This is a genomic window from Streptomyces mayteni (assembly GCF_054783955.1).
In genome coordinates this window covers 118,169-136,594 of the sequence record NZ_BAAGPR010000006.1, presented here as the reverse complement: position 1 = coordinate 136,594, position 18,426 = coordinate 118,169, and the positions used below count along the sequence as shown (strand labels likewise).

Here is an 18,426-nt window from a genome sequence, read left to right as displayed (position 1 = left end):
TGCCCTCCGACCTCGTGCCTCAGACTCTAGCCGATCATGGAGAGTTCACCAAAACGAGCGGCGGGCCGGGCTTGTCGCGCCCGGCCCGCCGAAGGACGTCAGGCGAACAGCGCCCGCAGGGTGCGCTCGCCGGCCTCGCGGAGCTCGGCAAGCGGGACGGCGAACTGGCCCTGGAGCTCGATCGCGTCCCCGTCGAGCACGCCGATCCTGGTGACCGGCTGGGAGCGGGCCACGCACATGTCGGTGAACCGCGTCTCCTCGCTGCGCGGCACCGCCACCACGGCGCGCGCGGTGGACTCGGAGAACAGGAAGGTGAACGGGTCGAGGCCGTCGGGCACGACCAACCGGGCGCCGAGCCCGCCGCGCAGGCAGGACTCGGTGACGGCCTGGATCAGCCCGCCGTCCGAGAGGTCGTGGGCGGCGTCGATCATGCCGTCCCTGGAGGCGGAGACCAGGATCTCGGCGAGCAGCCGCTCCGCCGCCAGGTCGACGCGCGGCGGCCGGCCGCCGAGGTGGTCGTGCACCACCTGCGACCAGGCCGAGCCGCCGAACTCCTCGGCCGTGTCGCCGAGCAGGTAGATCAGCTGTCCCGGCTCGGTGAACGCCATCGGCGTGCGGCGGGTGACGTCGTCGATCACGCCGAGCACACCGACCACCGGGGTGGGGTGGATGGCGGTCTCGCCGGTCTGGTTGTAGAGCGAGACGTTGCCGCCGGTGACCGGGGTGCCCAGGGTCTGGCAGGCGTCGGCCAGGCCGCGGGTGGCCTCGGCGAACTGCCACATCACGGCCGGGTCCTCGGGCGAGCCGAAGTTGAGGCAGTCGGTCACGGCCAGCGGCCGGGCGCCGGTGGCGGCCACGTTGCGGTACGCCTCGACCAGGGCGAGCTGCGCGCCCGCGTACGGGTCGAGCTTGGCGTACCTGCCGTTGCCGTCGGTGGCGATCGCGACGCCGAGGTTGGTGTCCTCGTCGATCCGGATCATGCCGCCGTCCTCCGGCTGGGCCAGGACGGTGTTGCCGAGCACGTAGCGGTCGTACTGGTCGGTGATCCAGGACTTGTCGGCCTGGTTCGGCGAGCCCACCAGCCGCAGCACCTGGTCACGCAGCTCGTCGGCCGACCCCGGCCGGGGCAGCGCGCCCGCGTCGTCCGCCTGGAGCGCGTCCTGCCAGTCGGGGCGGGCGAAGGGGCGCTGGTAGACCGGGCCCTCGTGGGCGACGGTGCGCGGCGGCACGTCCACGATCTGCTCGCCGCGCCAGAAGATCTCCAGCCGGTCGCCCTCGGTGACCTCGCCGATGACGGTGGCGATCACGTCCCACTTGGCGCAGATCTCCAGGAAGCGCGCCTCGTTCTCCGGCGTGACGACCGCGCACATCCGCTCCTGCGACTCGCTCATCAGGATCTCCTCTGGGGAGAGCGAGGCGTCGCGCAGCGGGACGGCGTCGAGGTCGATCCGCATGCCGCCCGAGCCGGCCGAGGCCAGCTCCGAGGTGGCACAGGACAGGCCGGCGCCGCCCAGGTCCTGGATGCCGGCGACCAGGCCCTCGGCGAAGATCTCCAGGGTGCACTCGATGAGCAGCTTCTCCTGGAACGGGTCGCCGACCTGGACGGCGGGGCGCTTGGCGGGCTTGCCACCCGCGCCGGAGGCGCTGTTGCCCGCAGCGTCGAAGGTCTCGGAGGCGAGCACGGAGACGCCGCCGATGCCGTCGCCGCCGGTGCGGGCGCCGTAGAGGATGACCCGGTTGCCGGGGCCCGTGGCCTTGGCGAGGTGGATGTCCTCGTGCCGCATCACGCCCACGCACAGCGCGTTGACCAGCGGGTTGCCCTGGTAGCAGGGGTCGAAGACGACCTCGCCGCCGATGTTGGGCAGGCCGAGGCAGTTGCCGTAGCCGCCGATGCCGGCGACCACGCCAGGCAGCACCCGGTGGGTGTCGGGGTGGTCGGCGGCGCCGAACCGCAGCGGGTCCATCACGGCGACGGGGCGGGCGCCCATGGCGAGGATGTCGCGGACGATGCCGCCGACGCCGGTGGCCGCGCCCTGGTAGGGCTCGATGTAGGACGGGTGGTTGTGCGACTCGACCTTGAAGGTGACGGCGTAGCCCTGGCCGACGTCGACGACGCCGGCGTTCTCGCCGATGCCGACCAGCAGCGCGTCGCTCGCCGGGGCCTTGTCGCCGAACTGCCGCAGGTGCACCTTGCTCGACTTGTAGGAGCAGTGCTCGGACCACATCACCGAGTACATGGCGAGCTCGGCGCCGGTCGGGCGGCGGCCGAGGATCTGTGTGATCCGCTCGTACTCGTCCTGCTTGAGGCCGAGTTCGGCCCAGGGCAGCGCGGTGTCCGGGGTCTCGGCGGCGTGCTTGACGGTGTCGAGCCCCGGGCGGGCGTGGGAAGTCGGAGACATCAGGCGACCAGCTTCTTCAGGACCGAGGTGACCGAGGTGAAGAACCCCAGGCCGTCCGTGGTGGGGCCGGTGAGGGCCTCGACCGCGTGCTCGGGGTGGGGCATCAGGCCGACGACGTTGCCGGCGGCGTTGGTGATCCCGGCGATGTCGCGGCGGGAGCCGTTGGGGTTGACGTCCAGGTAGCGGAAGACCACCCGGCCCTCGGCCTCCAGCTCGTCCAGGGTGCGCTCGTCGGCGACGTAGCCGCCCTCGCCGTTCTTCAGCGGGACGGTGATCTCCTGGCCGGCGGCGAAATCGGCGGTCCAGGCGGTGTCGGCGTTCTCCACGCGGAGCCGCTGGTCGCGGCAGATGAAGTGCAGATGATCATTGCGGGTCAGCGCACCGGGCAGCAGATGCGATTCGCACAGCACCTGGAAACCGTTGCAGATGCCGAGCACGGGCAGCCCCGCCCTGGCCTGCTCGACGAGCGTTTCCATCACGGGTGAGAATCGTGCGATCGCGCCGCAGCGAAGATAGTCGCCATAGGAGAAACCGCCCGGGAGGATCACGGCGTCCACCTGGTGCAGGTCTTTGTCGCCGTGCCAGAGCGCGACCGGCTCGGCACCTGCGAGCTTTACCGCGCGGGCCGCGTCACGGTCGTCGAGAGAGCCGGGAAATGTGACGACTCCTACACGAGTTGTCACCGGCCGACACCCTCTTCGGCGACTTCCTCCGCCACCCGGACGTGGAAGTCCTCGATCACGGTGTTGGCGAGAAACGTGCGGGCCATCTCACGGACCCGCTCCAGGGCCGCCTCGTCGACCGGCCCGGCCAGCTCGAGCTCGAAGCGCTTGCCCTGGCGGACGTCGGCCACGCCCTCGAATCCGAGGCGCGGCAGGGCCCGCTGAACCGCCTGGCCCTGGGGGTCGAGGATCTCCGGCTTGAGCATGACGTCGACTACGACGCGAGCCACTGGTACTCCCGGTGATGGTGCGGTGATGGTGTGCATGACGCATCGCTCAGCCTACCGGGCGGGGAAATCTACCCGGGTAGATAGGTGCGCTTCGGTCACGTTAAGGTATCGAGCCCGGAAACCCTTCCGGGAAACCTGAAGGAAAACGTAGGGTCCCCGTGCGGCATGAGATGCGATCATGACGCGATGCCGAATTCGCCCTCTTCGCATTAGCACGCCGATCCAGTACAAATTAAAGAACCCTCGCTCGCGATCTAGTGGGAGAGCGGGCGGCACCGGGCCGGGCCGCCGCTCCCGAAAGGACCGATATTCGTGGCACAGCGTGTAGTGGTCACACTCGCCGACGACATCGACGGCGGCGAAGCGTCCGAAACGATTGCCTTCGGCCTCGACGGGAAGAGCTACGAGATCGACCTCAGCACCGACAACGCGGAGAAGCTGCGGACCACGCTCGCCCCGTATGTGGAAGCCGGACGTAAGCGCGCGAAGTCCGGCAAAGCCTTCCACCACACCGCCGTGGCCCCCGACCCCAAGACGGTGCGGGCCTGGGCGGACTCCAACGGCTTCGACGTCCCAGCCCGCGGCCGGATCCCGCGGAAGGTGTACGACGCGTTCAACGAGGCCCACTCTTCAGGGCATTGAGTCGTCGGGCCATTGAGCCGACTTGCCATGAACCCGGGGTGGTCGGCTAGAGTCTGGAGCGCGCCGCAGGGAGCGGAGCCCGAGAGGCTCTCAACCCCAGGTCGCGCGGGTGTAGTTCAGTAGCAGAACACCCCCTTTCCAAGGGGGAGGCGCAGTGTGCGATTCCTGTCACCCGCTCTGACCGCTGGACCTGTCCTCTGGATGGGGTACAGTGGTGGGCACATGCGGACGTGGCTCAGTTGGTAGAGCATCACCTTGCCAAGGTGAGGGTCGCGAGTTCGAATCTCGTCGTCCGCTCGTGTGAAGGGCCCGGTCTTCCGAGACCGGGCCCTTCGTTACGTTTCCTTGGGTCTCCTTACTTTCGTCGGGTGTGCGGCCGGTTCCGACCTGACATTTGTCAGGCGGAACTGCTGACGTCCGGCAGTACCGGCGGGGTGGGTCGGCGGCGAGCCTGGAACCGTGACTGAGAACGTGATCGAAGTGAACGGGCTGCGGCGCCGCTACGGAGACCACGAGGCCGTTCGGGGCCTCGACTTCACCGTGCGGCGCGGCGAGGTGTTCGCCCTCCTGGGGACGAACGGCGCCGGCAAGACGTCGACGGTGGAGCTGCTGGAGGGCCTCGCCCCGGCGGACGGCGGGCAGGTGCGGGTGCTCGGGCACGACCCGTTCGCGGATCGCGCCGAGGTGCGGCCGCGGATCGGGTTGATGCTCCAGGAGGGCGGCTTCCCCTCCGAGCTGACCGTCGCCGAGACGGCGCGGATGTGGGCGGGGTGCACGAGCCGCGCCAGGCCGGTGGTCGAGTCGCTCTCACTGGTCGGCCTCAGCCGGCGGGCCGAAGTGCGGGTCAAGCAGCTCTCCGGCGGCGAGCGGCGGCGGCTCGACCTGGCGATGGCGCTCACGGGGCGGCCCGAGGTGCTGTTCCTCGACGAGCCGACCACCGGATTCGACCCCCAGGCGCGGAGGGACGCCTGGGAGCTGGTCCGGGTGCTGCGGGACGAGGGCGTCACGGTGCTGCTGACCACGCACTACCTGGAGGAGGCCGAGGAGCTGGCCGACCGGCTGGCGATCATGAACGAGGGCCGGATCGTGGTCTCCGGCACACCGGCCGAGGTGATGGCCGAGCGGCCGTCCAGGATCAGGTTCGGGCTGCCGGCCGGGGTCCCGGTCGAGGCGCTTCCGGTGCCGGCCGCGCTCGACGAGGGGGGCGCGGTGCTGGTGGAGACGCGGGAGATGCAGCGGTCGCTGACCGAGCTGCTGGTGTGGGCCAGGGACGGCGGCGTCGAGCTGACCGATCTCGACGCGCGGTCCGCCACGTTGGAGGAGGTCTTCCTGGGGATAGCGGCCGGGGGGGCCGAGCTGGTCGGGGAGGTCGCGGCATGAGCGCGGTGCGGGTTTCGGCGGCCCGAGGGGGCGGTCCCGGTGCCGGGCGCGGCACCGGCTGGCAGCGGGTGCGGGCGTTGTCCCGGATGGAGCTCACGCTGCTGATGCGCAACCGCTCGGCGGCGTTCGTGGCGATGCTGCTGCCACTCGTGATGGTGGGCAGCTCGTACTCCTCGTCCCGCTTCCTCGACCTCGACGACACGGCGCTCAGCCGCGCCGACGCGGTGCTGACCGGCGGCATCGGCACCACGCTCGTCATCGTCGTCTACCTGGGGGTGCTGCCGGTCTATGTGACGCGGCGCGAGGAGCGGGTGCTCAAGCGGCTGCGCGCCGGGGAGCCGCGGGACCTGGAGATCCTGGCGGGCGCCGCGGTGCCCTCGGTGGTGCTGGCGCTCGCGCAGTGCGTGGTGCTGGTGGCCGCGGGAACCCTGCTGCTCGACGTCCGGGCGCCGTCCTCCCCGCTGGTGCTGCTGCTCGGGGTGGTGCTCGGCGTCGTGCTGCTGAGCGCGCTCGCGGCGGCCACCGCCGGGCTGACGAGGACGGTGGAGAGCGCGCAGATCACCGGGATGCCGCTGCTCTTCATCTCGCTCTTCGGCTCCGGTCTCATGGTGCCGCTCGAGGTGATGCCGGACCGGGTCGCCAGCTTCCTGGAGCTGCTGCCGGTCACCGGGGTGATGCAGCTCGTCTCCGGCGGCTGGCTCGGCGGCCTCGGCGCAGGCGAGTTGATCAGCGCCGTGACGACCACCCTGGCCTGGGCGGTGCTCTCGGGGCTCGCTGTGCGACGGTGGTTCTACTGGGAGCCTCGGCGGTAGGCGTCCCCAAGGTTCCTTGGAGGTGTGTGGTGCGTGGGTTCGGCTGGTGGGAGTCGTCGCGCCGGGCCAGCCAGCTGAAGCGGGTCCACCAGTACACGGCGGCGTCGCTTTACATGTTCTGCGCGGCCGAGGCGGGGCTGATCGTGTTCGGCATGGCGCGGGACGCGGAGGAGAGCACCGTGTGGGGGCTGGCGGTCGCCGGCCTGGTGGGCACGGCCCATGTCACGGTCGGCGCCGTGGCGAACGGGGCCGCGCTGCGGGCCTATCTCGGCACCGGCCCCCGCCCCGACCGGCTGCTCGTCGGCTACACGGCGCTGACGCTCGCCGGGATGGCGGCGGTGTTCGTCACCGTCGCGGCGGGCGGGCTGCCGAAGGAGAGCAACACCGTCCCCCTCTACATGGCCGTCTACTTCCCCGCCCCGGTGGCGATGGCGCTGCCGATCAGGCAGGGGCTGCGCGTCGCGGCGCTGCCGGTGGCGGCGATGGGCGTCGGGGGCGTGGCGCTCGGGGGGACCGCCGTCGCGGTCGTCACCGTGGTCGCGGCCACGGCCACCGGCGCGCTGCTGATGGGGGGCCTGCACCGCACCTCCGCGTGGACGCTGCGGGTGATGCACCGGCTCGACGCGGCCAGGGAGACGGAGGCCAGGCTCGCGGTGGCGGAGGAGCGGCTGCGGTTCGGCCGCGACCTGCACGACGTGCTGGGGCGGAACCTGTCGGTGATCGCGCTCAAGAGCGAGCTCGCGGTGCGGCTCGCGCGGCGCGGCCCGGCGGGCTCCGAGGTGGTCGCCGACCAGATGGTGGCCCAGATGACCGAGGTCCAGCGAATAGCCCGGGAGTCACAGGCGGAGATGCGGGAAGTGGTGCGGGGCTATCGGGCGGCCGATCTGCACGCGGAGTTGGCCGGCGCCCGGGGGGTGCTCGAGGCGGCGGGCATCAGCTGCCACATCGAGGACAGCGCGTCGTCCGGGCTGCCGGCCCAGGTGCAGTCGGCGCTCGGCTGGGTGGTGCGGGAGGGCACCACCAACGTGCTGCGGCACGCCGACGCGGGCCGGTGCGCCGTGCGGCTGCGGCGGTCGGCGCCCGGCAAGGTGGTGCTGGTGATGGAGAACGACGGCGCGCGGAGCCCCGTGCTCGGCCCGGGGTCGGGTCTCGCCGGGCTGCGGGAGCGGCTGGCGGCGTTCGGCGGCTCGCTGACGACGGCGGCCGACGCGGCCGGCTCGTTCCGGCTGACGGCCGAGGTGCGGCTGGGGGACGGCGCGTGATCCGACTGCTGCTCGCGGACGACGAACACCTCATCAGAGGCGCGCTGGCCGCGTTGCTCGGCCTCGAGGACGACCTGGCCGTGGTGGCCGAGGCGGCCACCGGCCCCGAGGCGCTGGCGATGGCCAGGGCCCACCAGCCGGACGTGGCGGTCCTCGACCTGGCGATGCCCGGCGCGGACGGGGTGGCGGTGGCCGAGGCGCTGCGCCGCGAGGTCCCGGGGTGCGTCACGTTGATCGTCACCGGCCACGCCCGCCCCGGCCATCTGAAGCGGGCGCTCGCCGCCGGGGTGCGGGGCTTCCTGCCGAAGACGGTGTCGGCGTCCCGGCTCGCCGAGATCATCCGCACCGTGCACGCGGGCAACCGCTATGTCGACCCCGAGCTCGCGGCGGACGCGATCAGCGCCGGCGACTCGCCGCTGACCGAGCGGGAGGCCGAGGTGCTCGAACTGGCCGCCGACGGCGCCCCGATCGCCGAGATCGCGGCCCGCGCCGGCCTGGCCCCCGGCACCGTCCGCAACTACCTGTCGGCCGCCGCCACCAAACTCGGCGCCGAGAACCGCCACACGGCGGCCCGCCTCGCCCGCGAACGCGGCTGGTTGTAGCCGTCGCCCCCTGGCGGGGGCAGGGCCACCCGACCTCGCGGACGCGAAGCCCTGGCCGGGCCGGCCAGGCCGACGGCCCCGGCGAAGCCGGGTGCCGGGCCCGGGCCCGCCGCCGGTGCTGGCCCTGGCGGGGTGGTGCCGCCGCCCCCGCCGGGCGGGCGGCGCGAAGCCCACGGCCCGGCCGAGGGCCGTACGGGGCGAAGCCCTGGCCGGGCCGGCAGGCGGTGGGGGCCTGGCCCCGGGGAACGTGCCGAGGCGGGGCCTCCGGCCGGGGCCGACGTGCGGCGGGCCGGGCGGGCGGCGAGGCCGGGGCGGTAGCGTCGGGGTGTGGTGGATGTCGTGATCGTCGGGGCCGGGCCGAACGGGTTGGCCGCCGGAGTGGTGCTGGCCAGGGCCGGGCTCGAAGTGGCGGTGTACGAGGCCGCGGCGACGATCGGGGGCGGGCTGCGCAGCGAGAGCCTGTTCGACGAGCGGATCACGCACGACGTCTGCTCGGCCGTGCACCCGATGGCCGCGGCCTCGCCGTTCTTCCGGGAGTTCGACCTGGCGGCGCGCGGCGTCGAGCTGCTGCGGCCCGAGATCAGTTACGCGCACCCGCTGGACGGCGGGCCGGCGGCCGTGGCGTTCCACGACCTGGAGCGCACCGCGGAGCGGCTCGGGCGGGACGGCGACCGGTGGCGGCGGCTGATGCGGCCGCTGATCGAACACAGCGCGGGCGTCACCGAGTTCCTGCTCTCCGGGCAGCGCGCGCTGCCCCGCGATCCCGTCGCGCCCTGGCTGCTCGCCGGCCGGATGGCGCGGCACGGCACCCGGCTGGCCGCCGGGGCCTTCGAGGGCGAGGAGGCCGCCGCGCTGCTGGCCGGGGTGGCCGCCCACGGTCTCGGCCGGCTGCCCAGCCTGCCCACGGCGGCGGTCGCGGCGCTGCTCGGGCACCTGGCCCACGTGGGCGGCTGGCCGCTGCCGCGCGGCGGCAGCGGGCGGATCGCCGAGGCGATGGCCGACGACATCAGGGCGCACGGCGGCACGCTGCACACCGGGCACCGGGTCACCGACCTGCGGGAGTTCGCCGGCGCCAGGGCGGTGCTGCTCGACGTCGGGGTCAGGGAGTTCCTGGCCATCGCCGGCGACCGGCTGCCCGCCGGCTACGCGCGGCGGCTGGCCCGCTTCCGGTACGGGCCGGCCGCGGCCAAGGTGGACTTCCTGGTCTCCGAGCCCATCCCGTGGGCCGATCCACTGGTCGGCCGGGCCGGCACGGTCCATCTCGGCGGCGGCCGGGCCGAGATCGTCCGGCAGGAGACGCTCGCCGCGCGCGGGGTGCCGACCGAGGATCCTTTCGTGCTGCTGGTCGACCCGGCCGTCACCGATCCGGGGCGAGCCCGCCCCGGGGCTCGGCCGGTGTGGGCCTACGCGCACGTGCCCAACGGGGACACCCGCGATCCGCTGCCCCTGGTGCGGCGGGGGATCGAGCGGTTCGCGCCGGGCTTCGGCGACACGGTGCTGCGCGAACGGGCAGTCGCCGCGGCCGACTACGCGTCGCACAACCCCAACTACGTGGGCGGGGACATCGCCTCGGGGGCGATGACGCTCTACCAGAGCGTGGCCAGGCCGGTGCCCAGGTTCGACCCGTACCGCACGCCGCTGCCCGGCGTTTTCCTGTGCTCGGCCGCCACCCCGCCGGGACCCAGCGTGCACGGGATGTGCGGGCTGCTCGCGGCCCGTTCGGCGCTGCGCCACCGGTTCGGGACCCGGGCGCTGCCCTCGCTCGCGCCCTGAGCCTCAGGGGCTAGGGCCTGTCTTTTGGATCTTCGTGGATCAGGCCTTGGCTCCCCCAGGCCTGGCGGCCCGGGTGGGGGTGCCCCCTGCACGGAGTGCTTGGGGGAGTACCCCCATTCGCTTCGCTCAAGGCGCCCCACGCGGCGGAGCCGCACATCGACCGCAGCGCAGCTCATACGTGGCCGTATTCGCGCGCGGCGCCTGACATGCCGCTCCGCGGCGTGGGGTAACGCAGCGAGGTGCCGTAGCTGGCGGGGCGGCCCCACGAAGATCCGGAAGACAGGCCCTAGATCCAGCCTCGGTCGCGGGCGAGCAGGGCGGCCTGGGCGCGGTTGCCAGCGCCGAGCAGCCGCATCAGCTCGGCGACCCGGCGGCGGTAGGTGCGGACCGAGACGCCGACGGTCCTGGCGCCGGTCTCGTCGAGGCTGCCCGAGCACATGGCGACGAGCACCCGCCGCTCGGTGTCCGCCAGCCCGGCGGGGCCCGGGTAGGGCGAGGCCGCCGCCCAGGCGCGTTCGAAGAGGCCGGTGAGGCCGGCGAGGATCCCCGGCTCGGTGACGACGAGGGCGCCCTGGTCGAGGTCGTCGCCGCGGGCCGGCAGCAGGGCGATCCGGCGGTCGGCCATCAGCAGCCGTTCGGTGGCCTCCGCCACCAGGCGGATCCGGGCGCCGTGCCTGGCCAGCTCCGCCAGGTAGTCGGCGGTCGGCGGATGTTCGAGGCAGGCGGCCGGCACGATGACGCGGCACCGCAGCCCGCGGCGCAGGCAGCGCAGCGCGATCGGGCGGATGAACGCCAGATGCGCCGGCGGCATGGCGTGCCAGGGCGTCAGGGAAAGCACTTCCTCACACGCCTGGAATGCCCAGTCGACGACCCGGTCCCGAATCTCCGCGGCGTCGTTCACGAGTTCGACGCCGGGGCGTTCGGCGGCCGCCCCGGGTTCACCGGCCGCCGCCTCGGCGCGCAGCGACGCGAGCAACTCCCTTACGTCGCGGGCAAATCGGTCGGAGTTCCGGTCGGGGCTCCGGCCGGCGGAATCGGCCCGGCTGAGCCGGGCCAGGGCCGTCTCGGGGTGCGCGGGCGCGATGCGGCCGCCGGCCGCCAGCCTGACCAGGCCGAGGCTGCGCAGCCGGCGCAGCCTCGGCAGCGCCTCGGCGGGCTCCAGATCCAGGGTGTGGCACAGCTCGGGCAGCGTCGATCTCGGTCTGCGGAGAACGTGTCGGTAGACCTTCTCGTCCTCCCCGGAGACACCGAAGAACGACAACCCGCTTTCCCCCATGATTCACCCTCTGACGCGGCGGCCTTCGCGGCCCTTCGCTCTCACCGGCCTCCTTGCTATCACCGATGTCAGCACGCCACGCGGGCTGTGAATCTCCCGGACGTGGACCGTGCCGGCTCCGTGACATTCGTCGCGGAGCCATGACGGTCCGGGGAGCGGGCCGGCGGCCTGGTCAGTCCGCCGGGCGGTCCCAGTCCACGCCGGTCAGCCGCCGGTAGACCTCGATGTACCGGTCCCGGGTGCGCTCGATCACCTCGGCCGGCAGCTCGGGCGGCGGCGCCTCGCCCGACCGGTCCCAGCCGGACTCTGGCGAGGAGAGCCAGTAGCGGAGCACCTGCTTGTCGTAGGGCCGCTGCGGCCGGCCGGGCTGCCACTCGTCCCGGCTCCAGAACCGCGAGGAGTCGGGCGTCAGCACCTCGTCGGCCAGCACCAGCGGGTCGTCGGCGTCCTCGTCGGGGCCGCGGCCGAACTCGAACTTGGTGTCCGCCAGGATCACCCCGCGGTCCCTGGCCACGTCCCTGGCCCGGCCGTAGACGGCGAGGGTGGCCTGCCGCAGCTGCGCCGCGGTGTCGGCGCCGACCTTGCGGGCGATCTCCTCGTAGCTCACGTTCTCGTCGTGCTCGCCCACGGCGGCCTTGGTGGCCGGGGTGAAGATGGGGGCGGGCAGCTCGGAGCCGTCCTCCAACCCGGGCGGCAGGGCGAGGCCGCAGACCGTGCGGTCGCGCTCGTACTCCACGAGCCCGGAGCCCGTCAGATAGCCGCGGGCCACCGCCTCGACGGGGATCATCGCCAGCTGCCGGCAGATGGTGACCCGCCCCTTCCAGTCCGGCGGCGCGCCGGCCGGCAGCTCGGTGGAGATCACGTGGTTGGGCACCAGGTCCGCGAGCTGGTCGAACCACCAGAGGGAGAGCCTGGTCAGGATCCGGCCCTTGTCCGGGATCTCGGTGGGCAGCACCCAGTCGTAGGCGGAGACCCGGTCGCTGGCGACCATGACCAGCTCGCCCGCCTCGTTCCGGTAGAGATCCCGTACCTTCCCGGTGTGCAGGTGCTCGAGCCCGGGCACCTCGACGGGCTCGGGCTTGTCGACGAATCCTGGCACTGCGCCTCCTGGCAACGTCACGGAACTGATGGGCCGGTTCGGGTGGATGGTCGGCCGGGCGCCCTTATTGTCCCGCAGGGCCCGCGTCGCCCCGGCGGGGGGCGCCTGGTGGCCGGGAGACCTCCGGGCAGGCCCTAGTCGCGCTTGCAGATACGGTCCAGCAGATTGGCCGTCGCCTTCTGGATCCGGGAGTCCAGGTAGCCGGGCCGGCCGAGCGCCGGCGACCAGGCGAAGGTGCCGGAGGCGAAGACCCAGGCGCCGCTCGGTGCCCGGTAGAGCGAGGTCTCCTGGTGCCGCCTGGCCCCCGCGTCGTCCCGGTACGGGGAGTGGGCGAGCAGCACCCGGCTCACGGACTCGGGCAGCGAGGTGCGCGGGAAGTACCGGTCGGCCTCGCCGGCGACCAGCCCGGGCAGCTCGTCGCCCTCCCGGACGCCGGTGGCCTCCCACAGCCAGTGGTCGGCGTTGCGCACCACCAGGGGGTGCGGACGCGGCACCCGGCCCGCGTACTGGATGCCGAGCAGCAGTTGCTCCGGCTGCCCCTGCTCCCGCCAGAGCACCGCCCGGCCGGGGCCCTGCCGCTTGCGGCAGCTGAGCAGCCGGTCGGGGTCGCCCGAGGGCAGCGGGCCGAGCGAGACCTGCCAGTACATGGTGTTGGCGGACAGGAAGACGAGCGAGGTGCCGCCGTCCCTGGCGCGCTCGACGACGGCGCGCATCTCGCGTGACCAGTACTCGTCGTGGCCGGAGAAGATCAACCCCCGGTATCTGGCGGGATCGACCCGGCCGGCGTGCAGGTCGCGGGCGGTGGCGTAGGCGAGGTCGTAGCCGTACCGCTCGGCCCAGCGGATGAAGTCGTAGGCGTGGCCCACGTGCAGCGGCAGCCCGGCCCCCGCGTAGGGGCGGTCGAAGGAGACGGTGACCGCGGCGTCGTGCTCGCCGAGCAGCCGGCCGCCGGCGTCCCACGCGTGGTAGAGGCTGGCGCCGGTGCGGCCGTCCTCGGGGAAGAGGTTGTACGACTGCCAGGTGACGTCCGGCAGCACCAGCAGCAGGTCGGCCGGGTTGTCGTCCCGGACGGTGAACGGCACGTGGGAGCGGTAGGCGCCGTCCGCCGTGGTGAGGACGGCGACATGGGCGCCCGGCTGCCAGTCGTCGGGCACCTGGAGCCGCCAGGAGAGCCACCAGTGGTGGCAGGAGACCGTGCGGCCCGCGACCAGCGGTGCCGGCTGTCGGGTGCCCATCAACTTGGGGCTGTGCAGCAGAAGTTGTGCGCCGTCACCGGCGAAATGGCCGATGCGGTAGATGTCGATGGTGAACTCCTGGGGCGGGTCGACCGTGACCCGGAAGTCCAGCGGCTGGCCCGGGGCCACCGCGCCGTCCGGCACGAAGCCCTTGATCTGGCAGGCCACGTCGTCCGCGTTGGCCGGCCCGGCGGGCCGCGTCGGCACGGCGTGGTCGCTGCGCCTGAACTGGCTCTCGTCCCCGCGGAACCAGGGCAGCGGCCCCTGCCCGAACGGGTCGGATACGGCCTGGGTGAGCGCCCCCGACTCCCATCGCCCGATGCGTTCGGTGCTCTCTCTCAATCTCCCCTCCCTGCACCTCCGTCGCGCCTGTAGGACCACCCAGCACATCACATCCCGCGAGTGCTCGATCACCATTCGTCGCGGCGTTGACCGGAGATGATGGCCCGATAGTGGCGCCAACCGGGCAAACTGTCCAGGGTGCTCGGCGAGTTGCGGCCGGTCGCCACCCGGGCCCCCCGGGTCACACGAGGCGCACCGGTTTGTCCGCCCGGGCGCCGATGCCGGCCAGCCACTCCCGCAGCGGTCCTGGGTCGCCGTCGTCCACCAGGCTGTGCACCTGGGCCGCCAGGTCCTGCCTGCGCTTGCCGTCGGCCAGCAGCACCGGGCCGTCCAGCCAGTCGAGCCCGGGCACGGCCGCCGTGGTGTCGGCGGCCGCGCAGCAGACCGCCGCGGCCACGTGTTCGACCAGCGACTCCCGCTTCTCGCCGCGCTCCCGGCCGGCGACCAGCCGGGCGGCCAGCGCGTCCACCCCGTGGTCGGTGGCGGCCGCGTCCGTCAGCCGCTGGAGGACCCAGGCCAGCGTCGGCGTCTCGGCGGCGTCCAACGCGGCGAAGAGCCGGGCCGCCCGGTCGCGCCAGATGCGGTCCACGACCTCCTCCGGGTAGGCCGCCCAGTCGACCGGGGCCCAGCCGGGGGGCGGCGCGCCGCCCGGCGCCCCGTGCAGCAGGCGGGCGGCGAGCAGCGAGATCTCGTCGTCCATGGCGCCGGGCTCGTCCAGCAGGTCGCAGGCGGGGCGCTCGCCGAGCCTGGCCGTGAAGCCCTCGGCCAGCCGGTCCCGGCGGGACAGCTCGGTGAGCGCGGCGACCACGCCGGCGTTGAGCCCGCGCGGCCAGCGGCCGATCCGCCAGGCCGGCTGGGCGACCCGGGTGAGCAGCCGGTCCCAGCCGGCGTAGGCGAGGCCGACCTGTTCCTGCGCCGAGGTGCGGAGCACCGGGTCGACGCCCTGGGCGCGGCCGGCGGCGGCCAGCGCGACGCCGCGCTCCAGCTCGGCCGAGTGCCCGGCGGCGGCGCGCAGCAGTAGCCTGGCCACCCGGCCGGCGAACGCCAGCAGCGGGCGGCGCAGCGGCGAGTAGCCGGCGGCGAGCTCGGCCGCGGTGTCCCAGGCGCGGACGCAGCGGCGGGCGGCGGCCACGTCGGGGTGGGCGGATGGCCCGGTGCCGGCGACGACCGGCGCGAGCAGCGCGCGCAGCTCGGCCACCCGCAGCCACCACAGGAACGGCGAGCCGATGACCAGCACCGGCGCCACCGAACCCGGCCGGCCGGAGCGCGGCGGCTCCTCGAGCCAGCTGTCGCAGTCGGGGGTGAGCGCGATGCCGGACGGCGCCGGGACGCCGAGGCACTCGGCGAGGTCGACTATGAGCCCGTGCAGCGCCGGCGCCGCGTGTTCCGGCACCTCGACGGTGGGGGTGACGACCGGACGCGCCACGGCGACGCGCAGCCCGGTGGCCGCGGCCAGCGCCAGCACGGCGACCGCGACGCCGGCCGCCGGCCACCGGACGGCGCCACCGGTGCCGGTGACGAACAGCACCACGGCGACGGCGGCCGGCAGCAGCGCCAGCGCCAGCGCGGTGTCCCGCACCCGCAGCACGGCCAGCGCGTGATCGCGCGCGGAGTGTCCGGCGCCGCCGGCTGTTCGCGCCCCACGCTGCACCATGGCCCTGCCCTCCGCTCTTCCGACGCCGCCGACCACCCTGGCCGTTCTCCCACTGTCGCACCGAGCACTGACAACGCAACGCACGGTGACCCGATCGCGGTAGGGAACGGCCGGCTGGCATCCGCGGCGACAGCCGGGGACGGGGGCGAAACACACTGCGCCGCACCCTAGTTGGGCGCGGCTGACGCGTCAGCCGGTCAGCGGATTGGTCACTCGATGGTGGGGCTTTGGGTAAAGCAGGCAACCGGATACGTGCTATCGGGTGGGCTCTACCGGTGGGGCTCTAGCGGGTCGCGGCCGCCCGCGCGGCGATGTCGCCGCGGTGGTGCGAGCCGGCGAGCTGGATCCGCCCCACGGCGCGGTACGCCGTCTCCCGCGCGGCCGCCAGGTCTCCCCCGGTCGCGGTGACGGAGAGCACCCGGCCGCCGGCGCTGACGATCCGGCCGGCGTCGTCGCGGCGGGTGCCGGCGTGCAGCACGTAGGCGTCGGGGCCGTCCTCCGCGGCCACCTCGTCGAGCCCCTCGATCGGGTCGCCGGAGCGCGGCGCCTCGGGGTACCCCTCGGCCGCGACGACCACCGTGACCGCGGCGTCCTCGCTCCAGCGGAGCGGCGGGAGGCCGGCCAACTCACCGGTGGCGGCGGCCAGCAGCAGCCCGGCGAGCGGGGTGCGCAGCCGGGCCAGCACCACCTGTGTCTCCGGGTCGCCGAACCTGGCGTTGAACTCCACGACCCGCACCCCGTTGGAGGTCAGCGCGAGCCCGGCGTAGAGCAGCCCGGCGAACGGGGTGCCGCGCCGCCGCAGTTCGTCGACGGTCGGCTGGAGCACGGTGCTCAGCACCTCGTCGACGAGACCGGGGTCGGCCCACGGCAGCGGCGAGTAGGCGCCCATGCCGCCGGTGTTGGGGCCCTGGTCGTCGTCGAACGCGCGCTTGAAGTCCTGGGCCGGCTGGAGCGGGACGACGGTCTCGCCGTCGGTGACGGCGAAGAGCGACACCTCGGGTCCGTCCAGGTACTCCTCGATGACGACGCGCTCGCAGGACGCGGCGTGCGCGCGGGCCGCGGCCAGGTCCTCGGTGACGACGACGCCCTTGCCGGCGGCCAGGCCGTCGTCCTTGACGACGTAGGGCGGGCCGAACGCGTCCAGCGCCTTGTCGGCCTCGGCGGCGCCGACGCAGACGTACGACCTGGCGGTCGGGACGCCGGCGGCGGCCATGATCTCCTTGGCGAACGCCTTGCTGCCCTCGAGCCGGGCGGCCTCGGCCGTGGGCCCGAAGGCGGGCATCCCGGCGTCCCGCACGGCGTCCGCCACGCCGGCGACGAGCGGGGCCTCGGGCCCCACCACGACCAGCTCGGCACCGAGCCGCCCGGCGAGCGCGGCCACGGCGGCGCCGTCCAGCGCGTCGACCGGGTGGGTGGTCGCCACCTCGGCGATCCCGGCGTTGCCGGGCGCGCAGTGCAGCTCGGTGACAGCCGGGTCGCGGGAGAGAGCGTGGCACAGGGCGTGTTCGCGGGCACCGCCGCCGATGACAAGGATCCTCACGCAGGGCAGCCTAACGGCGTGGGGCCCGTGCCCCGACTTCCACCCTTTCGAGCGACGCCCCCTCACGTCACGGAGCTGACGCCCCTGCCGGGGCGAACGGCTCGAAGGGCCCTCCGTGGGTGCCCGGCGGGCACCCGGCCCGGGCACCCGGCCCGGGCGGGCGATCCGGGCGGGCGATCCGGAACCGGGGCCCTGCGGGCCGGCCGGTCCGACGCGAGCCGGACGGAGCGCGGCGCGGCCGGGCCTGAGGGCCAGACGGTTCGGGGCGGAGCCGGAGCCCTCCGGGCAGGGCGGTGTGGCGTCCCGCCCTGCGGGCGGAGCGGTCGCCGGCACAGCCGGGTCCCTGCCCGGCCAGGCCGTGCACAGCCGCGCCCCAGCGAGCCAGGCGGTTCGGGGGCGGGCCGCCGCCCCGCGGGCCGCGAGGCCCGGGGCCAGGCCGGGCGCGGCAGGACCGGGCCCGCCGGGCAGGGCACGCGGAACCCCGCCCTACCGGCCTACCGGCCTACCGGCGGGACAGTTCGGGGCCAAGCCCGCCCCCGGGCAGGGGCCGGCAGAGCCGGGGCCCTGCGGAGTCCCGCCCCTGCGGACTGGTGGGCGCGGCCAGGCATGGCCCTGCCCGGCCGCATGGCCAGGCGGCGGGCGCCCCCGAGAGCCGCCCCGGCCACCCGCGGCCGGGCTCCTGGCGCGGCCCGCGCATGACGCGGGCACGGCCCTCCGGGCCAGGCGGCGCCGCGCTTCGCGTGGCCGAGGCGGCGCCGTGGCCGAGGCGGTGGGACGGGCGCGGCCATGCGCACCCGCGGTCCGGCTCAGCTGAAGACGATCATCGAGCCCTGGGCCAGGCTCCTCGTCGCCGCCGCGTGGAGTGAGAGCCAGACGTGGCGTTCGCGGGCGAACGGGTGGTCGAGGGAGGCCGGTTCCGCGGCGGGTTCGTCGAGGCGGGTGGGGCGGGCGGGTGGGGCCGGCGGTGGGGGTGGGTTGCGCGGGTCGAGGCCGAGCACCGGCGCCACCGCCTCCAGCTCCCGCAGCAGGCCGTGGCTCGACCCGAGCGGCCCGCCGCCGGCCAACAGCGTCTCGTTGACCAACGGGTGCGGGAAGTCGAGCGGGACATAGCAGCCGGCATGGTCGAAGTGCCAGACGAGATGGGCCTGTTGGGCAGACGCCTCGAACATCTCCAGCAACTGCTGGTAGTCGCCGTCCAGTTCGTCCGCCGGCGTCACCGGCAGGCCGCTGACGTGGAGAAGGTAGGCGCGCCGCAGCAGGTGCAGCGCCGCGTAGTCGAAGCCGGCGATCGGGGCGACGTCGCCCGACGTGCCGGGCACGTAGCCGTGCACCGGCACCGGAGGCAGCCCGGCGTCGGCCAACGCTCGGTCGTATTCGGCGAGTTCTTCCGCGAAGGGGTTGTCCGGGCTGTGGCACAGCACATCGACGAGGGGGACCAGCCACAGGTCACAGGCCACG

General features: G+C 74.3%; 15 protein-coding genes and 2 tRNA genes. 8 read left to right on the top strand and 9 right to left on the bottom strand.

Going from position 1 to position 18,426, the window contains the following annotated elements:
* Nucleotides 1-98 precede the first annotated feature (98 nt).
* From purL to purS, 3 genes are read right to left on the bottom strand one after another with little or no spacing between them, the layout of a single operon-like run.
* Nucleotides 99-2,399 (bottom strand): phosphoribosylformylglycinamidine synthase subunit PurL, encoded by a 2,301-nt coding sequence (gene purL, locus ACYVPE_RS05040; protein WP_461032157.1) that lies wholly within the window; start codon nt 2,397-2,399, stop codon nt 99-101.
* Nucleotides 2,399-3,082 (bottom strand): phosphoribosylformylglycinamidine synthase subunit PurQ, encoded by a 684-nt coding sequence (gene purQ, locus ACYVPE_RS05035; protein ID WP_461032156.1) that lies wholly within the window; start codon nt 3,080-3,082, stop codon nt 2,399-2,401. Before purQ ends, purL begins: the two co-directional genes overlap by 1 nt.
* Nucleotides 3,079-3,387 carry a phosphoribosylformylglycinamidine synthase subunit PurS gene (gene purS / locus ACYVPE_RS05030; protein WP_461032155.1) on the bottom strand — a complete coding sequence of 103 codons (309 nt, stop codon included), beginning with the start codon at nt 3,385-3,387 and terminating at the stop codon, nt 3,079-3,081. The genes purQ and purS overlap by 4 nt, the downstream gene beginning before the upstream one ends.
* A 276-nt stretch (nt 3,388-3,663) precedes the next feature.
* On the opposite strand from purS, the gene ACYVPE_RS05025 reads away from it, so the two are divergent.
* The 8 genes from ACYVPE_RS05025 to ACYVPE_RS04990 all read left to right on the top strand — a co-directional run bounded on the left by ACYVPE_RS05025 (nt 3,664) and on the right by ACYVPE_RS04990 (nt 9,822).
* Nucleotides 3,664-3,993 carry a histone-like nucleoid-structuring protein Lsr2 gene (locus ACYVPE_RS05025; RefSeq protein ID WP_132819532.1) on the top strand — a complete coding sequence of 110 codons (330 nt, stop codon included), beginning with the start codon at nt 3,664-3,666 and terminating at the stop codon, nt 3,991-3,993.
* 105 nt (nt 3,994-4,098) lie between these two features.
* Nucleotides 4,099-4,170, top strand: a tRNA-Gly gene (locus ACYVPE_RS05020).
* Nucleotides 4,171-4,217: 47 nt separating this feature from the next.
* Nucleotides 4,218-4,290, top strand: a tRNA-Gly gene (locus ACYVPE_RS05015).
* 162 nt (nt 4,291-4,452) lie between these two features.
* Nucleotides 4,453-5,373, top strand: coding sequence for an ABC transporter ATP-binding protein (locus ACYVPE_RS05010; protein WP_461032154.1), 921 nt, complete (start codon nt 4,453-4,455; stop codon nt 5,371-5,373).
* The gene (locus ACYVPE_RS05005) at nt 5,370-6,185 is read left to right on the top strand and encodes an ABC transporter permease (RefSeq protein ID WP_461032153.1); all 816 of its coding nucleotides are present in this window, start codon (nt 5,370-5,372) and stop codon (nt 6,183-6,185) included. Before ACYVPE_RS05010 ends, ACYVPE_RS05005 begins: the two co-directional genes overlap by 4 nt.
* Nucleotides 6,186-6,211: 26 nt before the next feature.
* The gene (locus ACYVPE_RS05000; RefSeq protein ID WP_461032152.1) at nt 6,212-7,447 is read left to right on the top strand and encodes a sensor histidine kinase; all 1,236 of its coding nucleotides are present in this window, start codon (nt 6,212-6,214) and stop codon (nt 7,445-7,447) included.
* Nucleotides 7,444-8,049, top strand: coding sequence for a response regulator (locus tag ACYVPE_RS04995; RefSeq protein ID WP_461032151.1), 606 nt, complete (start codon nt 7,444-7,446; stop codon nt 8,047-8,049). Before ACYVPE_RS05000 ends, ACYVPE_RS04995 begins: the two co-directional genes overlap by 4 nt.
* Before the next feature lie 327 nt (nt 8,050-8,376).
* Complete coding sequence (locus ACYVPE_RS04990) at nt 8,377-9,822, top strand: phytoene desaturase family protein (protein WP_461032150.1); 1,446 nt, start codon at nt 8,377-8,379, stop codon at nt 9,820-9,822.
* Between the two features lie 286 nt (nt 9,823-10,108).
* On the opposite strand, the gene ACYVPE_RS04985 is transcribed toward ACYVPE_RS04990, so the two are convergent.
* The 6 genes from ACYVPE_RS04985 to ACYVPE_RS04960 form a co-directional block, all read right to left on the bottom strand.
* Nucleotides 10,109-11,098, bottom strand: coding sequence for a helix-turn-helix transcriptional regulator (locus ACYVPE_RS04985; RefSeq protein WP_461032149.1), 990 nt, complete (start codon nt 11,096-11,098; stop codon nt 10,109-10,111).
* Nucleotides 11,099-11,270: 172 nt separating this feature from the next.
* Entirely contained in the window at nt 11,271-12,197 is a 927-nt protein-coding gene (locus tag ACYVPE_RS04980; protein ID WP_461032148.1) for a phosphoribosylaminoimidazolesuccinocarboxamide synthase, read from the bottom strand.
* Nucleotides 12,198-12,331: 134 nt separating this feature from the next.
* Entirely contained in the window at nt 12,332-13,774 is a 1,443-nt protein-coding gene (locus tag ACYVPE_RS04975; protein ID WP_461032147.1) for a N,N-dimethylformamidase beta subunit family domain-containing protein, read from the bottom strand.
* Nucleotides 13,775-13,955: 181 nt separating this feature from the next.
* Nucleotides 13,956-15,428, bottom strand: a complete 1,473-nt coding sequence (locus ACYVPE_RS04970; RefSeq protein ID WP_461032146.1) for a hypothetical protein — start codon at nt 15,426-15,428, stop codon at nt 13,956-13,958.
* A gap of 283 nt (nt 15,429-15,711) precedes the next feature.
* Nucleotides 15,712-16,968 carry a phosphoribosylamine--glycine ligase gene (gene purD, locus ACYVPE_RS04965; protein WP_461032145.1) on the bottom strand — a complete coding sequence of 419 codons (1,257 nt, stop codon included), beginning with the start codon at nt 16,966-16,968 and terminating at the stop codon, nt 15,712-15,714.
* Between the two features lie 806 nt (nt 16,969-17,774).
* Complete coding sequence (locus tag ACYVPE_RS04960; protein WP_461032144.1) at nt 17,775-18,425, bottom strand: hypothetical protein; 651 nt, start codon at nt 18,423-18,425, stop codon at nt 17,775-17,777.
* Between the last annotated feature and the right edge of the window lies 1 nt (nt 18,426).